Here is a 19,342-nt window from a genome sequence, read left to right as displayed (position 1 = left end):
GACGGGAGGACGCTCGTGACCGAGGAGACCCGCAAGCTTCCGTACACCACGAACAACGCCGGGATTCCGGTGGAGAGCGACGAACACTCGCTCACCGTCGGTGCGGACGGCCCGATCCTGCTCCAGGACCACTACCTCATCGAGAAGATGGCCCAGTTCAACCGTGAACGGGTCCCCGAGCGGGTGGTGCACGCCAAGGGATCGGGGGCGTACGGCACCTTCGTCGTGACCAACGACGTGAGCCAGTTCACCAAGGCGGACCTGTTCCAGCCGGGCAAACGCACCGACATGCTGGCGCGCTTCTCGACGGTCGCCGGTGAGCAGGGCTCGCCCGACACCTGGCGCGACCCGCGCGGTTTCGCGCTGAAGTTCTACACCGAGCAGGGCAACTACGACATGGTCGGCAACAACACGCCGGTCTTCTTCGTACGGGACCCGATGAAGTTCCAGGACTTCATCCGCTCGCAGAAGCGCCGCCCGGACAGCGGGGTACGCGACCACGACATGCAGTGGGACTTCTGGACGCTCTCCCCGGAGTCCGCCCACCAGGTCACCTGGCTGATGGGCGACCGGGGCATCCCGAAGACGTACCGGAACATGGACGGCTTCAGCTCGCACACCTACATGTGGGTGAACGCGGGCGGGGAGCGCTTCTGGGTGAAGTACCACTTCCAGACCGACCAGGGCATCGACTTCTACACGCAGGCCGACGCCGACGCGATGGCCGGGACCGACGGTGACGTGCACCGCCGGGACCTGTTCGAGGCGATCAGGCGCGGCGACCACCCGAGCTGGACGCTGCGGGTCCAGATCATGCCGTTCGAGGACGCGCCGGACTACCGGTTCAACCCGTTCGACCTGACCAAGGTGTGGCCGCACGGCGACTACCCGCTGACCGAGGTCGGCCGGATGACGCTGAACGAGAACCCCGAGGACTTCTTCGTCCACATCGAGCAGGCGTCCTTCGAGCCGTCGAACCTGGTGCCCGGCATCGGCCCGTCCCCGGACAAGATGCTGCTCGGCCGGCTCTTCTCCTACCCGGACACGCACCGCTACCGGATCGGCCCGAACTACGCGCAGCTCCCGCCGAACCGGCCCCGGCACGGCGTGAACTCGTACGCGAAGGACGGCCCGATGCGGTACGAGCCGTCGCGGACGGGAGCGGTGTACGCGCCGAACTCGTACGGCGGTCCGGACGCGGACACCGTCCGGTTCGGCGACCCCGCCGGGTGGGCGACGGCGGGCGAGATGGTCCACGAGGCGTACAAGCTGCACCGCGAGGACGACGACTGGGGCCAGGCGGGGACGCTGGTCCGCCAGGTCCTCGACGACGCGGCGCGGGACCGGCTGGTCTCGAACATCTCCGGCCATCTGCTGGACGGGGTGAGCGCCCCGGTGCTGGAGCGCGCGCTGCAGTACTGGCGCAACGTCGACAAGGACCTCGGCGACCGGGTCGCCGCGAAGGTCAACGGCGGCTGACCGGTCGCCCGGACGGGTGAGGGGCGGTACCGGAGGTGATCCTCCGGTACCGCCCCTCGGTCGTGTGCACGGGCCACCGCCCGGCCCGGCGGGCCGCCGTCGCGGGTCAGCCGAGCAGGCCGCCGCCGCCCGGGCGCTCCGTCGGCTGAGTGGCGCCGCCACTGTTGTCGCCGCCGTCCCCCGGGTCGTACCCGTCGTCGGAGGGCGTCTCGCTGGGCTCTGCGGGGGTCGACTGGGTCGGGTCCGGCGAGGGGGTCTCCTCGGTCGGGTCCTCGGAGGGCGTCGCCGACGGGGACGCGGTGGTGGCGCTCGGCGTCGGGGTGGGCGACGTCGACTCGGTCGGGGTCGGCGGCGGGGTGTAGGGCACCTCGCCCGCCTCGACGTCCTCCAGGTCGAACTGGGCGTCGGAGCCGCCGTTCAGCGCCCCCAGCGTGTAGTCGGCCCAGATCCGGGCGGGGAAGCCACCACCGTTGGCTCGGCCGGAGTTGGCGGTGCCGGTCAGGCTGACCTGACCGCCGCCCTCCTTCGGGGACTCGCCGTAGAGCGCGACGACCGTGGTCAGCTCGGGCGTGTAGGCCGCGAACCAGGCCGCCTTGTTGTTCTCGGAGGTGCCGGTCTTGCCCGCCGCCTCGTACGCGGTGGTGTTGGCGGCCTGGCCGGAGCCGGAGTCGATGACCCCGGTCATCGCCTTGGTCACGGTGTCGGCCGACTTCCGGCTGATCACCTGCTTGCCGACGCCGTCCACCGCCTCGACCGTGCGGTCGCGGTGCTCGGCCGACTTCACGATGGACGGCGTGACCTTCTTGCCGTGGTTGTCGAGGGTGGCGTACGCACCAGCCATGTCCAGCGTCGAGGCGTTCATCGTGCCCAGCGTGATCGCGGGGCGCTCGGGGAAGTTCTTGTCCGGCAGACCGAGGCTCAGCCCGGTCTTCTTGACCTTGTCGGGACCGACGTCGACGACCATCTGTGCGAAGACGGAGTTGACCGAGGCGTTCAGCGCCTTCTGCACGCTGATGTCGCCGTAGCTCTGGTCGTCCTCGTTCTGCGGCGCGTACGGGGTGTCGCTGCCGACGACCGGCCGCTCGCTGGTGCCGTCGTAGACCGTGTTCAGGCCGATCAGGTCGCCGTCCTGGGTGGTGGACTCGTTCTCCAGGGCGGAGGCGAGCACCAGCGGCTTGAAGGTGGAGGCGGGCTGGTAGTCGTCGCGGGTGGCGTTGTTGAAGTAGTGCTGGGTGTAGCCGACCCCGCCGTACATGGCGACGATCGCGCCGGTCTTCGGGTCGACCGAGGTGGCGCCCGCCTGGACGGTGGCGTCGACCTTGTTGTTCTTCCGGTCGAGCTTCGACTCCAGCTGGTCGTCGACCGACTTCTCCAGCTGCTTCTGGCGCTTCTTGTCGATGTTGAGCGTGATGGTCCAGCCGCCGGCCTCGAGCTGTTCCTCGGTGACGCCCTGTTCCTTGAGCTCCGCCTTGGCCTCTTCGACGAGGTAACCGGTCTGGCCCTCCATGCCGGGTGCGGCCTTGGGGGCCTTCGGGACGGGGAACTCCAGGCCCTGGCGGTCGGCGCTGCTGAGCCAGCCCTTCTCGACCATGTTGTTCAGGGTGTAGGCCCAGCGCTCCTTGACCAGGCGCTTGCCGGTGTCGGTGGCGGTGGCCCAGTCGTACTGGCTGGGGGCCTGGAGCAGCGAGGCGAGGTAGGCGCCCTGGGAGACGTTGAGCTTGGAGACGTCCACGCCGTAGTACGCCTGGGCGGCTGCCTGGATGCCGCTGGCGCCGCGGCCGTAGTAGGCGGTGTTGATGTACCCGGCGAGGATGTCGTCCTTGCTCATCTTCTGGTCGACCTTGAGCGAGATCACCAGTTCCTTGAGCTTGCGGGAGACCGTCGCGTCCTGCGTGAGGTAGTAGTTCTTCACGTACTGCTGGGTGATGGTCGAGCCGCCCTGCTTGCCCTTGCCGGACACGGTGCTGATCAGGGCACGGGTGGTGCCCTTCAGGTCAACGCCCTTGTCCTGGTAGAAGGACTTGTTCTCAGCGGCGACGAAGGTGTGCTGGACCGCCTTCGGGACCTGCGCGAGGTCCACGATCTCCCGGTTGACGTCGCCAGTGCGGGCGAGGACGGTGCCGTCGCTGTACTTGTAGACGTTGCTCTGCATCTGGGCCTGGGCGTTCGCCTCGGGCACCGGTACGTAGAGGTACAGCACCACGAAGGCGCCCATCACCAGCAGGCAGAGACCGAAGAACGTGCCCAGGACCCGCTTCCAGGTGAAGAGCCCGCGTATGCCGCCCCTCTTGCCGGCCCGCGCCTCCCGGCCGCGGGCACGTCGCTCATCCGCTCGCCCCATCGCTGTGTCGCTCCTGTTTCTCGGTCGGTCGGTCCCCCGCGGCTCCGTCGTCGGTCCTGGCGGCGTCGCCGTCCGCACCGTCGTGAGCCCTGCCGTCAGTTCTGCCGTCAGCTCTGCCCAGCCAAGACAGCTAACACTGTCAGGACGGACAAAAAGCAAGCGATCCGGCCTTTTCCGGACGTGAGAATCAGCACCCACCCCTCAAGGAACCGACTCCCCCGGGGGCTCCATGGTTGCGAAAACCGCTAATGTGATATCACTTTGAATCCATGAAGCTCCTCGCGTCGGCGGGGCAGCCAGACGAATCGGGGGACCCCGTGTCCGAACAGCCCAACGACCGCAGGCCGGTCCCGTCCACACCCGCACCCACCACCGACCTGCCCGTGAACGCGCCGCAGTTGCCGGCCGCGCAGGTCAGGGAGGTGACCGCGCACTCGATCCCGGGCGGCGTCGGCCTGCTGCTCACCGTCGTCGGCGTCCTCGTCGGAATCGCAGTGATCGTCGTCGGCGGCATCCTCGGTTCGGGCGGCAACGACGGCGCCGGCGCGGCCCTGGTGATCGTCGGCATCCTGATCGTCATCGCGTCCTTCTTCTGCATGAGCGGGGTGAAGATGGTCGCGCCCGGCGAAGCCCGGGTCATCCAGCTCTTCGGCCGGTACGTCGGCACCATCCGGACCGACGGCCTGCGCTGGATCAACCCGCTCACCAGCAGCCGGAAGATCTCCACCCGGGTCCGCAACCACGAGACCGCGGTGCTCAAGGTCAACGACGCCTACGGCAACCCGATCGAGCTCGCCGCGATCGTCGTCTGGAAGGTCGAGGACACCGCGCAGGCCCTCTTCGAGGTGGACGACTTCCTGGAGTTCGTCGCCACCCAGACCGAGGCGGCCGTCCGGCACATCGCCATCGAGTACCCGTACGACGCCCACGAGGAGGGCGGCCTCTCGCTGCGCGGCAACGCCGAGGAGATCACCGAGAAGCTGGCCGTCGAGCTCACCGCCCGGGTGCGGGCGGCGGGGGTCCAGATCATCGAGTCGCGCTTCAGCCACCTCGCGTACGCCCCCGAGATCGCCTCGGCGATGCTCCAGCGGCAGCAGGCCGGGGCGGTCGTCGCGGCCCGCAAGCAGATCGTCGAGGGCGCGGTGGGCATGGTCGAGATGGCGCTCACCCGGATCGCCGAGCAGGACATCGTGGAGCTGGACTCGGAGCGCAAGGCGGCCATGGTCAGCAATCTGATGGTGGTGCTCTGCGGGGACCGCGCCGCGCAGCCGGTCCTGAACACGGGCACGCTCTACCAGTGACCGAGGAAAGCTCCGGGCGCGGGCCGCGGCAGCGCAAGCAGATGCTGCTGCGGCTCGACCCCGCCGTGCACGACGCGCTGGCCCGCTGGGCCTCCGACGAGCTGCGCAGCGCCAACGCGCAGATCGAGTTCCTGCTGCGCCGGGCGCTGGCGGAAGCGGGCCGGCTGCCCGGCTCGACGTCGCCCATCGCCCGCCGGGGGCGCCCGCCGAAGGGGCCCGACCCGGAGCCGGGGGCAGGGGCGCACCCGCCGGAGTGAGGGGGACGCGCCCGTCACGGGCGCTCCCGCCCGCCCTTTCCGGCCAGCTATACACGGTAGGTATACACACCGTGTACAGTGCTCCGCATGTCTATCGGCCACACCCTGCTCGGACTCCTGGAGTCCGGTCCCCGCCACGGTTACGACCTGAAGCGCACCTTCGACGAGAAGTTCGGCCACGACCGCCCGCTGCACTACGGGCAGGTCTACTCGACCATGTCCCGGCTGCTGAAGAACGGGCTCGTCGAGGTCGACGGCGTGGAGAGCGACGGAGGTCCCGAGCGCAAGCGGTACGCCATCACGGACGCCGGGATCACGGACGTCTCCACCTGGCTCGCCCAGCCGGAGAAGCCGGAGCCGTACCTCCAGTCGACGCTGTACACCAAGGTGGTGCTGGCGATCCTGACCGGTCGCGGCGCCGCCGAGGTGCTGGACGCGCAGCGGGCCGAACACCTGCGGATGATGCGGACGCTGACCGAGCGCAAGCGCGGCGGGGACCTCGCCGACCAGCTGATCTGCGACCACGCGCTCTTCCACCTGGAGGCCGATCTGCGGTGGCTGGAACTGACCGCCGCCCGGCTCGACAAGCTCGCCGAGGTGGTCGCCCCGTGACGCTCCCCGGCTCCCCGCTCTCCGGCCCGCCGTTCTCCGGCGCCCCGCTCTCCGGCGCCCCGCTCTCCGGCGCCCCGCTCCCCGGCTCCCCGCTCCCCGCCCCCCTGCTCGGCGCGCGCGACCTGCGCAAGACGTACGGCGCGACGCCCGCGCTCGACGGCGCGTCCTTCTCCGTCCGCCCCGGCGAGGTCGTCGCGGTGATGGGCCCCTCCGGCTCCGGCAAGTCCACGCTGCTGCACTGCCTCGCCGGGATCATCACGCCCGACTCCGGCTCGGTCGAGTACGCGGGCCGCGAGCTCTCCACGATGTCCGACGCGGAACGCAGCGCCCTGCGCCGCACCGAGTTCGGGTTCGTCTTCCAGTTCGGCCAGCTCGTCCCCGAGCTGACCTGCGTGGAGAACGTGGCGCTCCCGCTGCGGCTGAGCGGTGTACGCCGCAAGCCGGCCGAGCGGACCGCACTGCGCTGGATGGAGCGGCTGGAGGTCGAGAACGTGGCCGGAAAGCGCCCCGGTGAGGTCTCCGGCGGACAGGGCCAGCGCGTCGCGGTCGCCCGCGCCCTCGCCTCCTCCCCGAAGGTGCTCTTCGCGGACGAGCCGACCGGCGCGCTGGACTCCCTCAACGGCGAGCGGGTCATGGAGCTGCTCACCGAAGCCGCCCGCTCCTCCGGGACCGCGGTGGTGCTGGTGACCCACGAGGCGCGGGTCGCCGCCTACTCCGACCGGGACGTCACCGTCCGGGACGGCCGGGCCACCGACCTGGAGTTCGCCCTGTGACCGGACCGGACCCCCGCACGCGCACACCCGCATGGCTCCGCGACCTCGGACTCGGCGTCCGGTTCGCCGCGGCGGGCGGGCGCGAGGGCTGGGCGCGCACCCTGCTCACGACGGTCGGGGTGGGCATCGGGGTGACGCTGCTGCTCGTCGCCTCCGCCGTCCCGCACCTGCTGGAGACGCGCGACGATCGCAGCGAGGCCCGGTCGGAGAGCCTGTCCTCCCTCGCGTCCGAGACCAACAAGAAGACGGACCGCACGGTCCTCATCACCCGGATCGACACCGAGTTCCGCAACCGCGCGGTCCAGGGCGTGCTGATGCGCGCCGAGGGCTCGCACCCGGTGCTGCCGCCGGGCCTGCCGCGCGTCCCCGCCGCCGGGCGGATGTACGTCTCGCCCGCACTCGCCGAGATGCTGGACGCCCCGGACGGACGCCTGCTGCGCGAGCGTCTGCCGTACCCCGTCGACGGCACGATCTCCGACGCCGGACTGGTCTCCCCCGGCGAACGCCTTTTCTACCTGGGCAGTTCCACCCTCGACCGGGCGAACGGAGGTCACCGGCTGAACAGTTACGGCGGCGGACTGCCCGTCCCTCCGCTCAGCCCGCTGCTCCTCGTGCTCGGCGTGATGGTCGGCGTGGTGCTGCTGATGCCGGTGGCCATCTTCATCGCCACCGCCGTGCGGTTCGGCGGGGACCGCCGGGACCGCCGCCTCGCCGCGCTGCGTCTGGTGGGCGCGGACATCCGCTCGGTCCGCTGGATCGCGGCGGGAGAGGCACTGTTCGGCGCGCTGCTCGGACTGGTCTGCGGGGCGGCCCTCTTCGTGGCCGGGCGGCCGTTCGCCGGCTCCCTCTCGGTCTGGGACCAGAGCGTCTTCCCCGCCGACCTCGCCCCTTCCGCTCCCCTGGTCGCGCTGGTCCTGTGCGCCGTCCCGGTCTGCGCGGTGCTGGTGACCCTGGTCGCCATGCGGTCCGTGGTGGTGGAGCCGCTGGGTGTCGTACGGGACGCGCGCGGCCGGAAGCGGCGGCTCTGGTGGCGGCTGGTGCTGCCGCTGGCCGGGCTCGGTGTCTTCGCCGCACAGGGCAGGGCGCCCGACGACGGCACGGCCGAGGCGGCCCCCGTCGTGATCGGCGCGGTGCTCGTCCTCGGCGGACTGGCGCTGCTGCTGCCCTGGGCGCTGGAGGCGTGCGTGAGCAGGCTGCGCGGCGGCCCGGTGCCCTGGCAGCTGGCCGGGCGCCGGCTCCAGCTGAGCTCGGGGGCGGCGGCGCGGACGGTCAGCGGGATCACGGTGGCGGTGGCGGGCGCGGTGGCGCTCCAGATGCTGTTCGCCTCGATGAACGCCGACTTCAACCGGATGACCGGCCAGGACCCCACCCGGGCCCAGTTCTACATGGCCTCCCAGAACGTCTCCGGCGAGGGCGCCACCGGCGCGATCGAGTCGCTCCGGTCCACCCGGGGCGTGGAGAAGGTCATCGGCACGGTGGACGTGTTCGCGACCAAGCCGGGCACATACACCGAGGACGAGGTCCAGCCCACCACCTCGATCACCGTCGGCGACTGCGCGACGCTGAAGGAACTGGCCAGGATCGGCGACTGCGCGGACGGCGACACCTTCGTCGCCCACCCCGCCCACGACCAGGAGATGTCCGACTGGGTCGACGAGGCCGCCCGCAAGGGCGAGCAGGTCGAGATCGACGACTACGGGACCGCCGACGGACCGGTCCGCTGGACTCTTCCGGCATCGGCGCGGACCGTCACCGGGCGCTTCGACCCGCACGGCGAGGAGACCACGGGCATCCTCGCCACCCTCGGCGCGATCGACCCCACCACCCTGCCGAGCGCGACGATGGTCCTCCAGGTGAAAATCGACGAGAGCGTGCCGGACGTCTCGGAGTTCGTACGGAACACGGCGGCCGTGATCGATCCCTCGATGCGGGTCGTCGCCCTGAACTCGACCGAGCGGGACGGCCGGTACGCGAGCATCCAGACCGCCCTGAAGGTCGGCGGAACCGCGGTCCTGCTGCTGATGGCCGCCTCGATGCTGGTGCAGCAGCTGGAGCAGCTCCGGGAGCGGCGCAGGCTGCTGTCGGTCCTGGTGGCCTTCGGCACCCGGCGCTCGACGCTGGGCTGGTCGGTGCTCTGGCAGACGGCGATCCCGGTGTGCGTGGGCCTGGTGGTCGCGGTCGCGGGCGGGCTGGCGCTGGGCTGGGGGCTGTCCTGGATGACCGCCAAGCCGGTCTCGGACTGGTGGCTGTTCCTGCCCATGGCCGGCGCGGGCGCGGGCGTGGTCCTGCTGGTGACGCTGCTCTCGCTGCCGGTGCTCTGGCGCCTGATGCGGCCGGACGGGCTGCGTACGGAGTAGCGGCGGCTCCCCCGCGAGGGGCGGGCGGACGGCCGCCGGGGGTCAGTGCTCCCCGGCGGCCGTCATCCGTACCGGCGGCCGCCGGAGTTCAGTCCTCCCCGGCGGCCGTCATCCGTACCGGCAGCGCCGCCATCGCCTCGCGCAGCGCGGCGGCGAACTGGCCGAACTCCTCGTGCCGGGCGGTCCCGGTCCGCATGGCCAGCGCGACCCGTCGCGAGGGGGCGGGTTCGGCGAAGCGGGCGGTGGCCAGCGCCGGGTTGCGGCCGGTCTCCACGGTCACGGCGGTACGCGGCAGCAGGGTCACCCCGAGGCCCCCGGCGACGAGCTGCACGAGGGTGGAGAGCCCGGCGGCGGTCGTCGTCACCGGCGCCCCGTCCGTGCGCCCGGCCTCCCGGCAGATGTCCAGCGCCTGGTCGCGGAGGCAGTGGCCCTCGTCGAGCAGCAGCAGCGGCAGGCCGCGCAGCTCCTCGCGGGGGAGGTCCGCGCGCCCGCCGAGCCGGTGGTTCCGCTCGGTGACCAGCACGAAGTCCTCGTCGAAGAGCGGCAGCTCGGTCACCCCGGGGTGGCCGAGCGGTACGGCGAGCAGCAGCAGGTCGAGCCGTCCGGAGGAGAGCCCCTCAAGCAGCGAGGTGGTCTGCTCCTCGTGGACCTGGAGGTCGAGTTCGGGGTACCGGTCGTGGACGAGGCGCAGCACGGTCGGCAGCAGGTACGGGGCGACGGTCGGGATCACGCCGAGCCGCAGGGTTCCGGTGAACGGCGCCCGTACCGCTTCGGCCTCCTCAATGAGCGCGCCGACCGCGTCCATGACGGCACCCGCGCGGAGCGCGAGGCGTTCGCCCGCCGTCGAGAGCAGCACCTTGCGCGTCGTCCGCTCGATGAGCTGGACACCGAGTGCCTCCTCCAGCGAGGAGACGGCCCCGGAGAGGGCGGGCTGGCTCATCCCGATCGCCGCCGCCGCGTCCCGGAAGTGCAGGTGCTCCGCGACGGCCACGAAGGCGCGCAGCTGCGAGAGGCTGGGTTGTTTGGTCCTATTGCCCTGGATTGCCTGAGCCACTGATAGGTACCTCCGATCATCGGAACCGAGTGTAGCTATTTCCGTGATCAATGCACTCTGTGCCAAGGTGGGGTCAGTCCAACCCTCCAGGAAGGCCCCCAAAAGGGGAATTCCTGACCTGCTAGGAGATCGTGTGCTCACTGTTGGTGACAAGTTCCCCGAGTTCGACCTGACCGCCTGCGTGTCGCTGGAGAGCGGCAAGGAGTTCGCTCAGATCAACCACAAGACCTACGAGGGTCAGTGGAAGATCGTCTTCGCGTGGCCCAAGGACTTCACCTTCGTGTGCCCGACCGAGATCGCCGCGTTCGGCAAGCTGAACGACGAGTTCGCCGACCGTGACGCCCAGATCCTCGGCTTCTCCGGAGACTCCGAGTTCGTGCACCACGCCTGGCGCAAGGACCACCCGGACCTGACCGACCTGCCCTTCCCGATGATGGCCGACTCGAAGCACGAGCTCATGCGTGACCTCGGCATCGAGGGCGAGGACGGCTTCGCGCAGCGCGCCGTCTTCATCGTCGACCAGAACAACGAGATCCAGTTCACGATGGTGACCGCCGGTTCCGTGGGCCGTAACCCCAAGGAGGTCCTGCGGGTCCTCGACGCCCTGCAGACCGACGAGCTGTGCCCGTGCAACTGGACCAAGGGCGAGAACACCCTGGACCCGGTCGCCCTCCTCTCCGGCGAGTGAGCTGATACCACCATGGCACTCGACGAACTCAAGTCCGCCATACCGGACTTCGCGAAGGACCTGAAGCTGAACCTCGGTTCGGTCATCGGCAACAGCGAGCTGCCGCAGCAGCAGCTCTGGGGCACCGTGCTCGCCTGCGCGATCGCCTCGCGTTCGCCGAAGGTCCTGCGCGAGCTGGAGCCTGAGGCCAAGGCCAACCTCTCCGCGGAGGCGTACACCGCCGCGAAGTCGGCCGCCGCCATCATGGCGATGAACAACGTCTTCTACCGGACCCGGCACCTGCTGTCGGACCCGGAGTACGGCAACCTCCGCGCGGGTCTGCGGATGAACGTCATCGGCAAGCCGGGCGTGGAGAAGGTCGACTTCGAGCTGTGGTCGCTCGCCGTCTCCGCGATCAACGGCTGCGGCCAGTGCCTGGACTCCCACGAGCAGGTGCTCCGCCAGGCCGGCGTGGACCGCGAGACGATCCAGGAGGCCGTGAAGATCGCTTCGGTGCTCCAGGCCGTCGGCGTCACCCTCGAAGCCGAGGCCGTGCTCGCCGAATAGGACAGCGGTACCTTGTACGGGAAGGACCCGCGGACGACCGACCGTCCGCGGGTCCTTCTTCTGCGCTGTGCGCGCGCTTCTCCCGTCCCCCTGGACGCACCCGCCTGTTCCGCCGTGCCCGCCTGCCTTTTCCCGCGTGCCGCCTGCCGGTGTCAGGTCCGGCGGGCGCGGGCGGCGAGGCGGTCGGCGAACGCGACGACGAGGTCCCGCAGTTCGTCCGGGCGCTCGACGACGAACGGCCGGTCCAGCGAGGCGAGCACCGGGGGCAGCCAGTCGAGCCGCTCCGCCCGCAGCTCGACACGGTGCCAGCGCCCGGCCCCGGGGGCGACGTCCGTGACGGTGTCCGTGACTGTGTCCGTGTCGGTGTCCGTGGTGGTATCCGTAGCGGCGTCCGGGGCGGTGTCCGTGGGAGGTTCGTCCAGGCTCGCGACGGCCGCGGGGAGCCGGGCACGGATCTGCTCGGCCGTGCCGTGGATCCGCAGGGTCACCCGGTGCCGGTAGGCGGCCGTCGCGAACCCGGACAGGAGTCGCTCGGCCGGCCCGGGCCCCTCAGGCCCCTCGGGCCCCTCGAAGGAACCGGGCAGGGTCCTCACGTCCGCGATGCGATCGAGCCGGAAGGTCCGGTCCTCGCCGATCCCGGGGTCCGTGCCGGTGAGGTACCAGCGGCCCGCGTGGGAGACGATCCCGTCCGGGTGCAGCCCGCGCTCGCTGTGCCGGCCGTCGCGGCCGGTGTATCCGATCGAGAGCGGGCGGCGGCGACGTACCGCGTCGGCGACGGTGAGCAGGACCCCGGCGTCCGGAGCGGCCGGCTCGCCGGGCGGAGCGGTGAAGGCCAGGGTCTCCAGAACCGCGGCGAGCCTGCGGGCGACGCGCTCGGGCAGCACGCGGCGGATCTTGGCGGCGGCCGTTTCGCCCGCCGTGTCCGCCGTCGTCGTCGGCCCGGCACGGCGCCCGGCGATCAGGCCGAGCAGCACGGCGAGCGCCTCGTCGTCGCTGAACATGAGCGGGGGCATGCGGTGGCCGGGGCCGAGCCGGTAGCCGCCGTAGCGGCCGCGCACCGTCTCGACGGGCACGTCGAGGTCGATCAGATGGCCGACGTACCGCCGCACGGTACGGACGTCGACGCCGAGCCGGCCGGCCAGCTCCGCGGCCGTCCGGACGCCGCCCGACTGCAGCAGCTCCAGGAGGGCGAGCACACGGCCGGCGGGGCGGGACATGGCCGGAGTCTAAAGCGTGTGGTGAAAGTGGCGCCGTCCGCCCGCAGGACAGGCGGGACTTTCGCAACACGCTTCGGCGCGGCGCGAGCCTTCGTGAGCCCGTGGAATCCCGCCGCCCCTACCGGACCGTTTCTGTCCGGTATTGCTTCTAACGTGCGAAGTGCAGCGATTCCACCGCCTCAAGGAGACCGCCATGGACCTCGCATCGATCCGGATCATCACCGGCGACATCTCGCGTCTCGTCGAGTTCTACGAGAAGGCCACCGGTGTACCGGCGACCTGGTCCACCGAGGACTTCGCCGAGATCAGGACCTCCGGCGCCACGCTCGCCATCGGCAGTACCCGCACCGTGCCGCTGTTCGCGCCGGGCTCCGCCCGCCCCGCCGAGAACCACAGTGTGATCATCGAGTTCCTCGTCGAGGACGTGGACCGCGTGTACGGGAACCTCACCGGCTTCGTCTCCGACTTCGTCAACGAGCCCACCACGATGCCCTGGGGCAACCGGTCGCTGCTGTTCCGCGACCCCGACGGCACCCTCGTCAACTTCTTCACCCCGGTCACCCCGGCAGCCGTGGCGAAGGCCGCCCGCTGACGGCCCGGGGCGGCCGGACACCGCCCAGCGCCCTCGCACGCGGGAGCCCCGGGTCCCGTGGGGCGGTTTCCAGGGGTCCCGGGGCTCGTCCTGCCCGTCACGGTCCGCCCGTCACGGTCTGCCCGTCACGCGCGGGGGCGGTCCTCGCCGTCTCCGGGTGCGCCGTCCGCCCCGGTGGGCCCGGGCCCGGCCTCGGCCGGAGGGGCGGTGCCGCCGTCGGCGGGACCCGCGGGCCCCGACTCCGTAGTGCCCGTCCCCGTACCGCCCGCCTCCGTAGCGCCCGTCCCCGTACCGCCCGGGTACGACTCGTCGTACCGGTCCTCGGGCGGGGTGCCGGGGGCGGGGGTGGGGGCCACGTGGAGTGCTGAGGCGCCGTGCGGGTGCGGGGCGTGCCGCTGGGCCTCCTGGCGGCTGTACGACCGCAGGTAGCCGACCACCGTGTTGGTGACGGCGACCAGCGGTACGGCGACGACCGCGCCGCCGATGCCCGCGACCATCCCGCCGGCGGCGACGGAGAGCACCACGGCGAGCGGGTGGACCCGCACCGCCCGGCCGAGGATGAACGGCTGGAGGATGTGCCCCTCGATCTGCTGCACCGCCAGCACCACGATCAGCACCATGAGGGCGGTGAACACCCCCTCGGTGACGAGCGCGACGACCACCGCCAGCGCCCCGGAGACCACGGCGCCGACCAGCGGGATGAAGGCGAAGAGGAAGATGAACACCGCGAGCGGCACCGCCATCGGCACGTCGAGGAAGTAGATCCCGAGCCCGATGAAGATGGCGTCGATCAGCGCGACGATCACGGTGCCCCGCACGTAGGCGGTGAGGGTGCGCCAGGCGCGCGGTCCGGCTCCGGCGACGCCCGGGCGGGCCTGGGCGGGGACCAGCTTGAGGGTCCACTGCCAGATCCGCTTGCCGTCGTAGAGCAGGAAGAGCGTCGAGAACATCGCCAGCAGCATCCCGGTGAGGAACTCGACCATCACCGTGACGCCCTGGAGGCCGGCGGAGGTGATCTCCTCGGTGTTGGTGCCGATGGTGTCGCTGAGGTTCTTGGCGATGTCGTTGATCTGCGACTCGGTGACGTGGAAGGGGCTGTCGAGCAGCCAGCGCTTCAGCTCGTCGATCCCGTCGCGGACCTTGTCGGAGAGGGTGTCGAGGTTGTCCATCACCTGCCAGACGACGAACCAGCCGACCAGCCCCATGATGACGAAGCCCAGTACGGCGGTGACGGCGGTGGCCAGGCCGCGCGGCAGCCCGTACCGCCGCAGGCGCACCACGGTCGGCTGGAGCAGCGCCGTGACGAGCAGGGCGGCGACGAAGGCCAGCACGACGAGCTGGACGGCGCTGATGACGCGCATCAGCACCCAGAGGGTGCCCGCGAGCACGAGCAGCCGCCAGCCGGCCTCGGCGGCGACCCGCATGCCCCAGGGGATGGCCGCCACCGGATCGGGACGGGGGGCGACGTCGGGGGCGTAGTCGGGCGGCGCGGGAACCTGCGCGGTCGCGTCGGGGGCGCGCTGCGCGGCCGGGGCGGGGGCGTGGTGGTGCCGGTGATGCGCGTGGGCGTGGGCGTGCCCGGACTCCGCCTCCTCGGCCTCGGCTTGTTGCCGCCGCTCGTCCAGGCGGGCGGCCAGGTCGGTCAGTTCGGCCCCGACGCGTCCGAGCCAACCGGGCAGTTTCGACATACGTGGGCCCTCTCCCCCGTGGGTGTGCACCGACCGTCTACCCCCGAACAGCCGGAATGCGACCGTACATGGGCAACGTGTCGCACCACGCACGATGCCCCGCACCGTAGGACGGTGCGGGGCATCGGGAGGTTGAGCGGTGGGCTGCCGGTGCGGCCTAGTACCAGCTGTTGGCCTGCCAGAACGACCAGGCGCCGCAGGGGCTGCCGTACTGTCCGTTCATGTAGCTGAGGCCCCACTTGATCTGGGTGGCCGGGTTGGTCTGCCAGTCGGCGCCCGCGGAGGACATCTTGGAGCCCGGGAGGGCCTGGACCAGACCGTACGCGCCGGAAGAGGCGTTGACCGCACGGTAGTTCCACGTCGACTCGTGGTTCACGATGTTGCTGAAGCACTGGTACTGGTCGGCAGGGATCATCTGCCGGGCCATCGCCTGGACCTCGGCGACGGTGTACGAGCCCTGGGCGGCGAACGACGTGGCGTCGCGGACGGCCGAACGGCTGGCGCGCTCCGCGGCGTCCTTGGCGTCCTGGGCCTCCTTGGCTTCCTTCTCGCGCTCCGCCTGGTCCTCGGCCGCCTGCTTCTTGGTCTTGGCGTCCTTGGCGGCCTGCAGGCGGGCCGACTCCTCGGCCGACTTCTTCGCGGCGGCGTCGGCGGCGGATGCCTGGGCATCGGCCTGCTGCGTCAGCGAAGCGGTCTGGACCTGGGCCTGGTGGCCCACGGGGATGTCTGCGAGCAGCGTGGTGTCGGCTGCGGTCGCCTCGAAGTTGTTGTCGTCGACAGCGGGAGTGCTGCCCGAAGCAACGCCTACGACGGCGCCAACGGTGGTGACCGCGGTGGCTGATGCCACTGCGAACCCCCGGACCGAGATCCGGCTCACACGGTGTCCTTCCAGCATCGCCCGCTTAGGTGACCTCGCGGGCGCGATCGTGCCCTCTGACACTGGCCTCCCTACTGCTTGGGTCACGGGAGGCACGGGCCCGGTGGGCGACTTCCTGGCGGAAGTGCCGCGTAGTGCTCGCGGGCGGCATACGGAGATCGGTTGTTGAGTTGTGTGGTGCTGAGCGCCTCGGAAGGTGCCCGGTTTCCGTATGCGGGGCCTGACGGAAGCAAGACTCTGCCGGACAAGGACGCCGGGAAGCAATTCCCTGTTGCGTGGGAAAGCTCACACGCCGTTTACGCCACCCGTTTGACGGAAATGACGGCGCGACATGAAGACGCCCGGCTAAGCTCCTTCGCTCGCCGGGCGACCCCCATGGACATGCGGGACAGATCGTCGAATCTGTCGTTGTTCTATCCCTCTTCGAGCATTTCGGTCACCAGTGCGGCGATTTGTGAACGCTCGGAGCGGGTGAGTGTCACGTGGGCGAAGAGCGGATGACCCTTCAGCTTCTCCACGACGGCGACCACTCCGTCGTACCGGCCGACCCTGAGGTTGTCCCGCTGGGCCACGTCATGGGTGAGCACCACCCGGGAATTCGCCCCGATACGGGACAGAACGGTCAGCAGGACGTTGCGTTCGAGAGACTGCGCCTCGTCGACGATCACGAACGCGTCGTGCAGCGAGCGGCCCCGGATGTGGGTGAGCGGCAGGACCTCCAGCATCCCGCGCCCCAGCACCTCCTCGATCACCTCGCGCCCGGCCACCGCCGAGAGCGTGTCGAAGACGGCCTGCGCCCAGGGGCTCATCTTCTCGGCCTCGCTGCCCGGGAGATAGCCCAGCTCCTGCCCGCCGACCGCGTACAGCGGCCGGAAGACCATCACCTTCTGGTGCTGGCGGCGCTCCAGTACGGCTTCGAGGCCGGCACAGAGCGCCAGCGCCGACTTGCCCGTACCGGCCCGGCCGCCGAGCGACACGATGCCGACCTCCGGGTCGAGCAGCAGGTCGAGCGCGATCCGCTGCTCGGCGCTGCGGCCGTGGATGCCGAACGCCTCCCGGTCCCCGCGCACCAGGCGGACGTTGCCCTGCGCCGTGACCCGGCCGAGCGCCTTGCCCCGCTCGGACTGGAGGACGAGCCCGGTGTGCACCGGGAGTTCGGCCGCCTCGGGGACGTACAGCGTCTCCTCGGCGAACAGCAGGTCCACCTGCTCGCCGGAGAGCGGCAGTTCGGCCATCCCGGTGTGGCCCGAGTCGGTGATGGCGAGCTCGGCGCGGTACTCCTCGGCGAGCAGCCCGACCGAGGACGCCTTGATGCGCAGCGGGAGGTCCTTGGAGACGACGGTGACGTCGTACCCCTCGGCCTGGAGGTTGCGCGCCACCGCGAGAATCCGTGAGTCGTTGTCCCCCAGCCGGTAGCCGGCGGGCAGCACGCCGGGGTCGGAGTGGTTGAGTTCGACACGGAGCGTGCCGCCCAGGTCCCCGAGGGGGATCGGGGCGTCGAGCCTGCCGTACCGGACGCGGAAATCGTCGAGCAGGCGCAGGGCCTGCCGGGCGAAGTAACCGAGCTCCGGGTGGTGCCTTTTGGCCTCCAGCTCCGTGACGACGACGATCGGCAGCACGACTTCGTGCTCGTCGAAGCGCGTCATGGCGTTGGGGTCGGCCAGCAGGACGCTGGTGTCGAGAACATAGGTGCGCCTGTCGGGCATGCGGCGCTTTGAGCTTGTCACCACGGAAGGACGTACCCCCTCGGACGAGGTCGGGGAGTGCGACGGACGTCGCGGAACTTCCCAAAGGAAGAGGACGGACCGGGTTCGGACCCGAATGCGCGGGCCGAACGCCGGCCCTCCGCGTCGGACGTACGGTGCGTACGGTCCTTCGTGTGCAAAGGGCCTCCCGGGTGGACGGTCCGGTGGGCCGCCCACGTGATGCGACGTCCGCCTGGTTGCTGACCGGACGTCGACCTGTCAGGGGTATTCCCTCGAACGCCCGAAGCCATGCCACGGGTTGTGCCACCGTCCCGGGTCGCCCAGGTGGACACGTGGCAACCGCCGGGCGACGGGCGTCACGACGCCACGAGGGCGCCCCCGGCCGGCGGGGACGCCCTCATGGCGTGATGCGTACGTATATAAGGAGTGCGCGTGGCCCGCGGGGGCCCCTGGGAGGCTCCGGAGTTCCGCGGGGCGCCTCCCGGGAGAGGCACCGGGGAGAGGCACCGGGGAGAGGCTCCGGGGGCCTGGGCTCTCAGGCGCCGTAGCGGCGGTGGCGGGCCGAGTAGTCGCGGAGCGCTCGGAGGAAGTCGACCTTGCGGAAGGCCGGCCAGAAGACCTCGCAGAAGTAGTACTCGGAGTGAGCGCTCTGCCACAGCATGAATCCGGAGAGGCGCTGCTCGCCGCTCGTACGGATCACCAGGTCGGGGTCGGGCTGGCCGCGGGTGTAGAGGTGCTCGGAGATGAGATCGGTGGAGACGACCTCCGCCAGCTCCTCGAAGGTGGTGCCCTTGTCGGCATGGTCCAGGAGCAGCGACCGCACGGCGTCGGCGATCTCCTGGCGGCCGCCGTAGCCGACGGCGACGTTCACGATTATCCCGTCGATGTCCGCGGTGGCCTGCTCCGCCTCCTTGAGGACGAGCTGGGTCTGCGCGGGGAGCAGGTCCATGGTGCCCACGTGGTGGACCCGCCAGCGGCCGTCCGACGCCAGGTTGCTCACGGTGTTCTCGATGATGCCGAGAAGGGGCTTCAGCTCGGCCTCGGGGCGGTCGAAGTTGTCCGTCGACAGCAGCCAGAGCGTGACGACCTCGACATCGGTCTCGTTGCACCAGCCGAGCAGCTCGGAGATCTTGTCCGCGCCGGCCTGGTGCCCCTGCACCGCCGAACCACCGGACGCCTTCGCCCAGCGGCGGTTGCCGTCGAGGATGACCCCGATGTGCTTCGGCACCTGCGAGTGGTCCAGCCGGCCTTCCACCCGGCGTGCGTAGAGCCCGTACACCAGGTCGCGCAAGTTCACTGAGTTCACCCTCTCGGTTCCGTACGGGTCATCGGCCCGCCTGCCCCTTCACGGGGATACGGGGACCTCCCCGTGGGGTTCGCCGCCAGGTCCGCACGGCCCCGCGCGGACGAGTGCCGCGCCGCGCGCCGGCAATCCCCGAAGCCGTCACATTACTGCGGGAAGGCGGCACGGGCCCAACCCGGTCTGTCACAACTCCGCGAAAAACAGAGAAATGTGAGCACTCGCCCACCTCTCGTACCACCGTGTCGCGCGGCGACTCCGGGGAGTACCGGGCCCGCGCCGGAGGCTCCGGGCCAGAGGCTCCGGGGGGGTGGTGCGGTGGAGCAGGCCGGGTGGTGCGGTGGACCTGGCCGGGTGGGGCCCGGAGGGCTGCCAGGCCGGGAGATCGCCGGGGATGGGCCGAGGCGTGGGGCCGAGGCGTGGGGCCGAAAAAAATCGGGCCGGTCCGTGGGGGGGGGGGAGATTGAGGCCGCTCCTGGCCATCGAGCCCGCGACCCGCCCGGCCGACGCCGTGGAACGGCTCTGGATCGTGGATGGCACGTTGATCCCGGTCC

General features: G+C 71.0%; 16 protein-coding genes and 1 pseudogene. 10 read left to right on the top strand and 7 right to left on the bottom strand.

What is annotated here, in order from left to right:
• Positions 1-15 precede the first annotated feature (15 nt).
• Positions 16-1,479, top strand: coding sequence for a catalase (locus tag ACWCWD_RS29720; RefSeq protein WP_450777494.1), 1,464 nt, complete (start codon positions 16-18; stop codon positions 1,477-1,479).
• A gap of 106 nt (positions 1,480-1,585) precedes the next feature.
• On the opposite strand, the gene ACWCWD_RS29715 is transcribed toward ACWCWD_RS29720, so the two are convergent.
• Positions 1,586-3,820 (bottom strand): transglycosylase domain-containing protein, encoded by a 2,235-nt coding sequence (locus tag ACWCWD_RS29715; RefSeq protein ID WP_450777492.1) that lies wholly within the window; start codon positions 3,818-3,820, stop codon positions 1,586-1,588.
• A gap of 269 nt (positions 3,821-4,089) precedes the next feature.
• On the opposite strand from ACWCWD_RS29715, the gene ACWCWD_RS29710 reads away from it, so the two are divergent.
• From ACWCWD_RS29710 to ACWCWD_RS29690, 5 genes are all read left to right on the top strand, one after another.
• Complete coding sequence (locus ACWCWD_RS29710; protein WP_450777490.1) at positions 4,090-5,121, top strand: SPFH domain-containing protein; 1,032 nt, start codon at positions 4,090-4,092, stop codon at positions 5,119-5,121.
• 41 nt (positions 5,122-5,162) lie between these two features.
• Positions 5,163-5,378 (top strand): hypothetical protein, encoded by a 216-nt coding sequence (locus tag ACWCWD_RS29705; RefSeq protein WP_450777632.1) that lies wholly within the window; start codon positions 5,163-5,165, stop codon positions 5,376-5,378.
• 87 nt (positions 5,379-5,465) lie between these two features.
• Entirely contained in the window at positions 5,466-5,990 is a 525-nt protein-coding gene (locus ACWCWD_RS29700; protein ID WP_450777488.1) for a PadR family transcriptional regulator, read from the top strand.
• 104 nt (positions 5,991-6,094) lie between these two features.
• The gene (locus ACWCWD_RS29695; protein ID WP_450777630.1) at positions 6,095-6,763 is read left to right on the top strand and encodes an ABC transporter ATP-binding protein; all 669 of its coding nucleotides are present in this window, start codon (positions 6,095-6,097) and stop codon (positions 6,761-6,763) included.
• The gene (locus ACWCWD_RS29690) at positions 6,760-9,120 is read left to right on the top strand and encodes an ABC transporter permease (RefSeq protein WP_450777486.1); all 2,361 of its coding nucleotides are present in this window, start codon (positions 6,760-6,762) and stop codon (positions 9,118-9,120) included. Before ACWCWD_RS29695 ends, ACWCWD_RS29690 begins: the two co-directional genes overlap by 4 nt.
• An 88-nt stretch (positions 9,121-9,208) precedes the next feature.
• Here the strand turns inward: ACWCWD_RS29690 and ACWCWD_RS29685 are convergent, their stop codons facing one another.
• Positions 9,209-10,174 (bottom strand): LysR substrate-binding domain-containing protein, encoded by a 966-nt coding sequence (locus ACWCWD_RS29685; protein ID WP_450777484.1) that lies wholly within the window; start codon positions 10,172-10,174, stop codon positions 9,209-9,211.
• Positions 10,175-10,307: 133 nt separating this feature from the next.
• On the opposite strand from ACWCWD_RS29685, the gene ACWCWD_RS29680 reads away from it, so the two are divergent.
• Positions 10,308-10,862, top strand: a complete 555-nt coding sequence (locus ACWCWD_RS29680; protein ID WP_327177728.1) for a peroxiredoxin — start codon at positions 10,308-10,310, stop codon at positions 10,860-10,862.
• A gap of 12 nt (positions 10,863-10,874) precedes the next feature.
• Positions 10,875-11,408, top strand: a complete 534-nt coding sequence (locus ACWCWD_RS29675; protein ID WP_327177727.1) for an alkyl hydroperoxide reductase — start codon at positions 10,875-10,877, stop codon at positions 11,406-11,408.
• 152 nt (positions 11,409-11,560) lie between these two features.
• Here ACWCWD_RS29675 and ACWCWD_RS29670 read toward each other — a convergent pair whose 3' ends face one another.
• A complete protein-coding gene (locus tag ACWCWD_RS29670) occupies positions 11,561-12,625 on the bottom strand; it encodes a helix-turn-helix transcriptional regulator (protein ID WP_450777481.1) in 1,065 nt (354 codons plus the stop codon).
• 193 nt (positions 12,626-12,818) lie between these two features.
• Here ACWCWD_RS29670 and ACWCWD_RS29665 point away from each other — a divergent pair, with 193 nt between their 5' ends.
• Complete coding sequence (locus ACWCWD_RS29665) at positions 12,819-13,217, top strand: VOC family protein (RefSeq protein ID WP_450777479.1); 399 nt, start codon at positions 12,819-12,821, stop codon at positions 13,215-13,217.
• Positions 13,218-13,342: 125 nt separating this feature from the next.
• Here the strand turns inward: ACWCWD_RS29665 and ACWCWD_RS29660 are convergent, their stop codons facing one another.
• The 4 genes from ACWCWD_RS29660 to ACWCWD_RS29645 form a co-directional block, all read right to left on the bottom strand.
• Positions 13,343-14,905, bottom strand: coding sequence for an AI-2E family transporter (locus ACWCWD_RS29660; RefSeq protein ID WP_450777477.1), 1,563 nt, complete (start codon positions 14,903-14,905; stop codon positions 13,343-13,345).
• 157 nt (positions 14,906-15,062) lie between these two features.
• Positions 15,063-15,782, bottom strand: coding sequence for an aggregation-promoting factor C-terminal-like domain-containing protein (locus ACWCWD_RS29655; protein WP_450777475.1), 720 nt, complete (start codon positions 15,780-15,782; stop codon positions 15,063-15,065).
• Between the two features lie 413 nt (positions 15,783-16,195).
• Positions 16,196-17,512, bottom strand: a complete 1,317-nt coding sequence (locus ACWCWD_RS29650; RefSeq protein ID WP_327177722.1) for a PhoH family protein — start codon at positions 17,510-17,512, stop codon at positions 16,196-16,198.
• Between the two features lie 511 nt (positions 17,513-18,023).
• Entirely contained in the window at positions 18,024-18,785 is a 762-nt protein-coding gene (locus ACWCWD_RS29645) for an isoprenyl transferase (RefSeq protein WP_450777628.1), read from the bottom strand.
• Between the two features lie 463 nt (positions 18,786-19,248).
• On the opposite strand from ACWCWD_RS29645, the pseudogene ACWCWD_RS29640 reads away from it, so the two are divergent.
• A pseudogene (locus tag ACWCWD_RS29640) lies at positions 19,249-19,342 on the top strand (IS5/IS1182 family transposase); the annotation flags it as partial.

It is taken from the genome of Streptomyces sp. NPDC001493 (genome assembly GCF_053597235.1).
The sequence above is the reverse complement of the archived record's forward strand: the minus strand, read 5'-3'. Positions and strand labels throughout refer to the sequence as shown.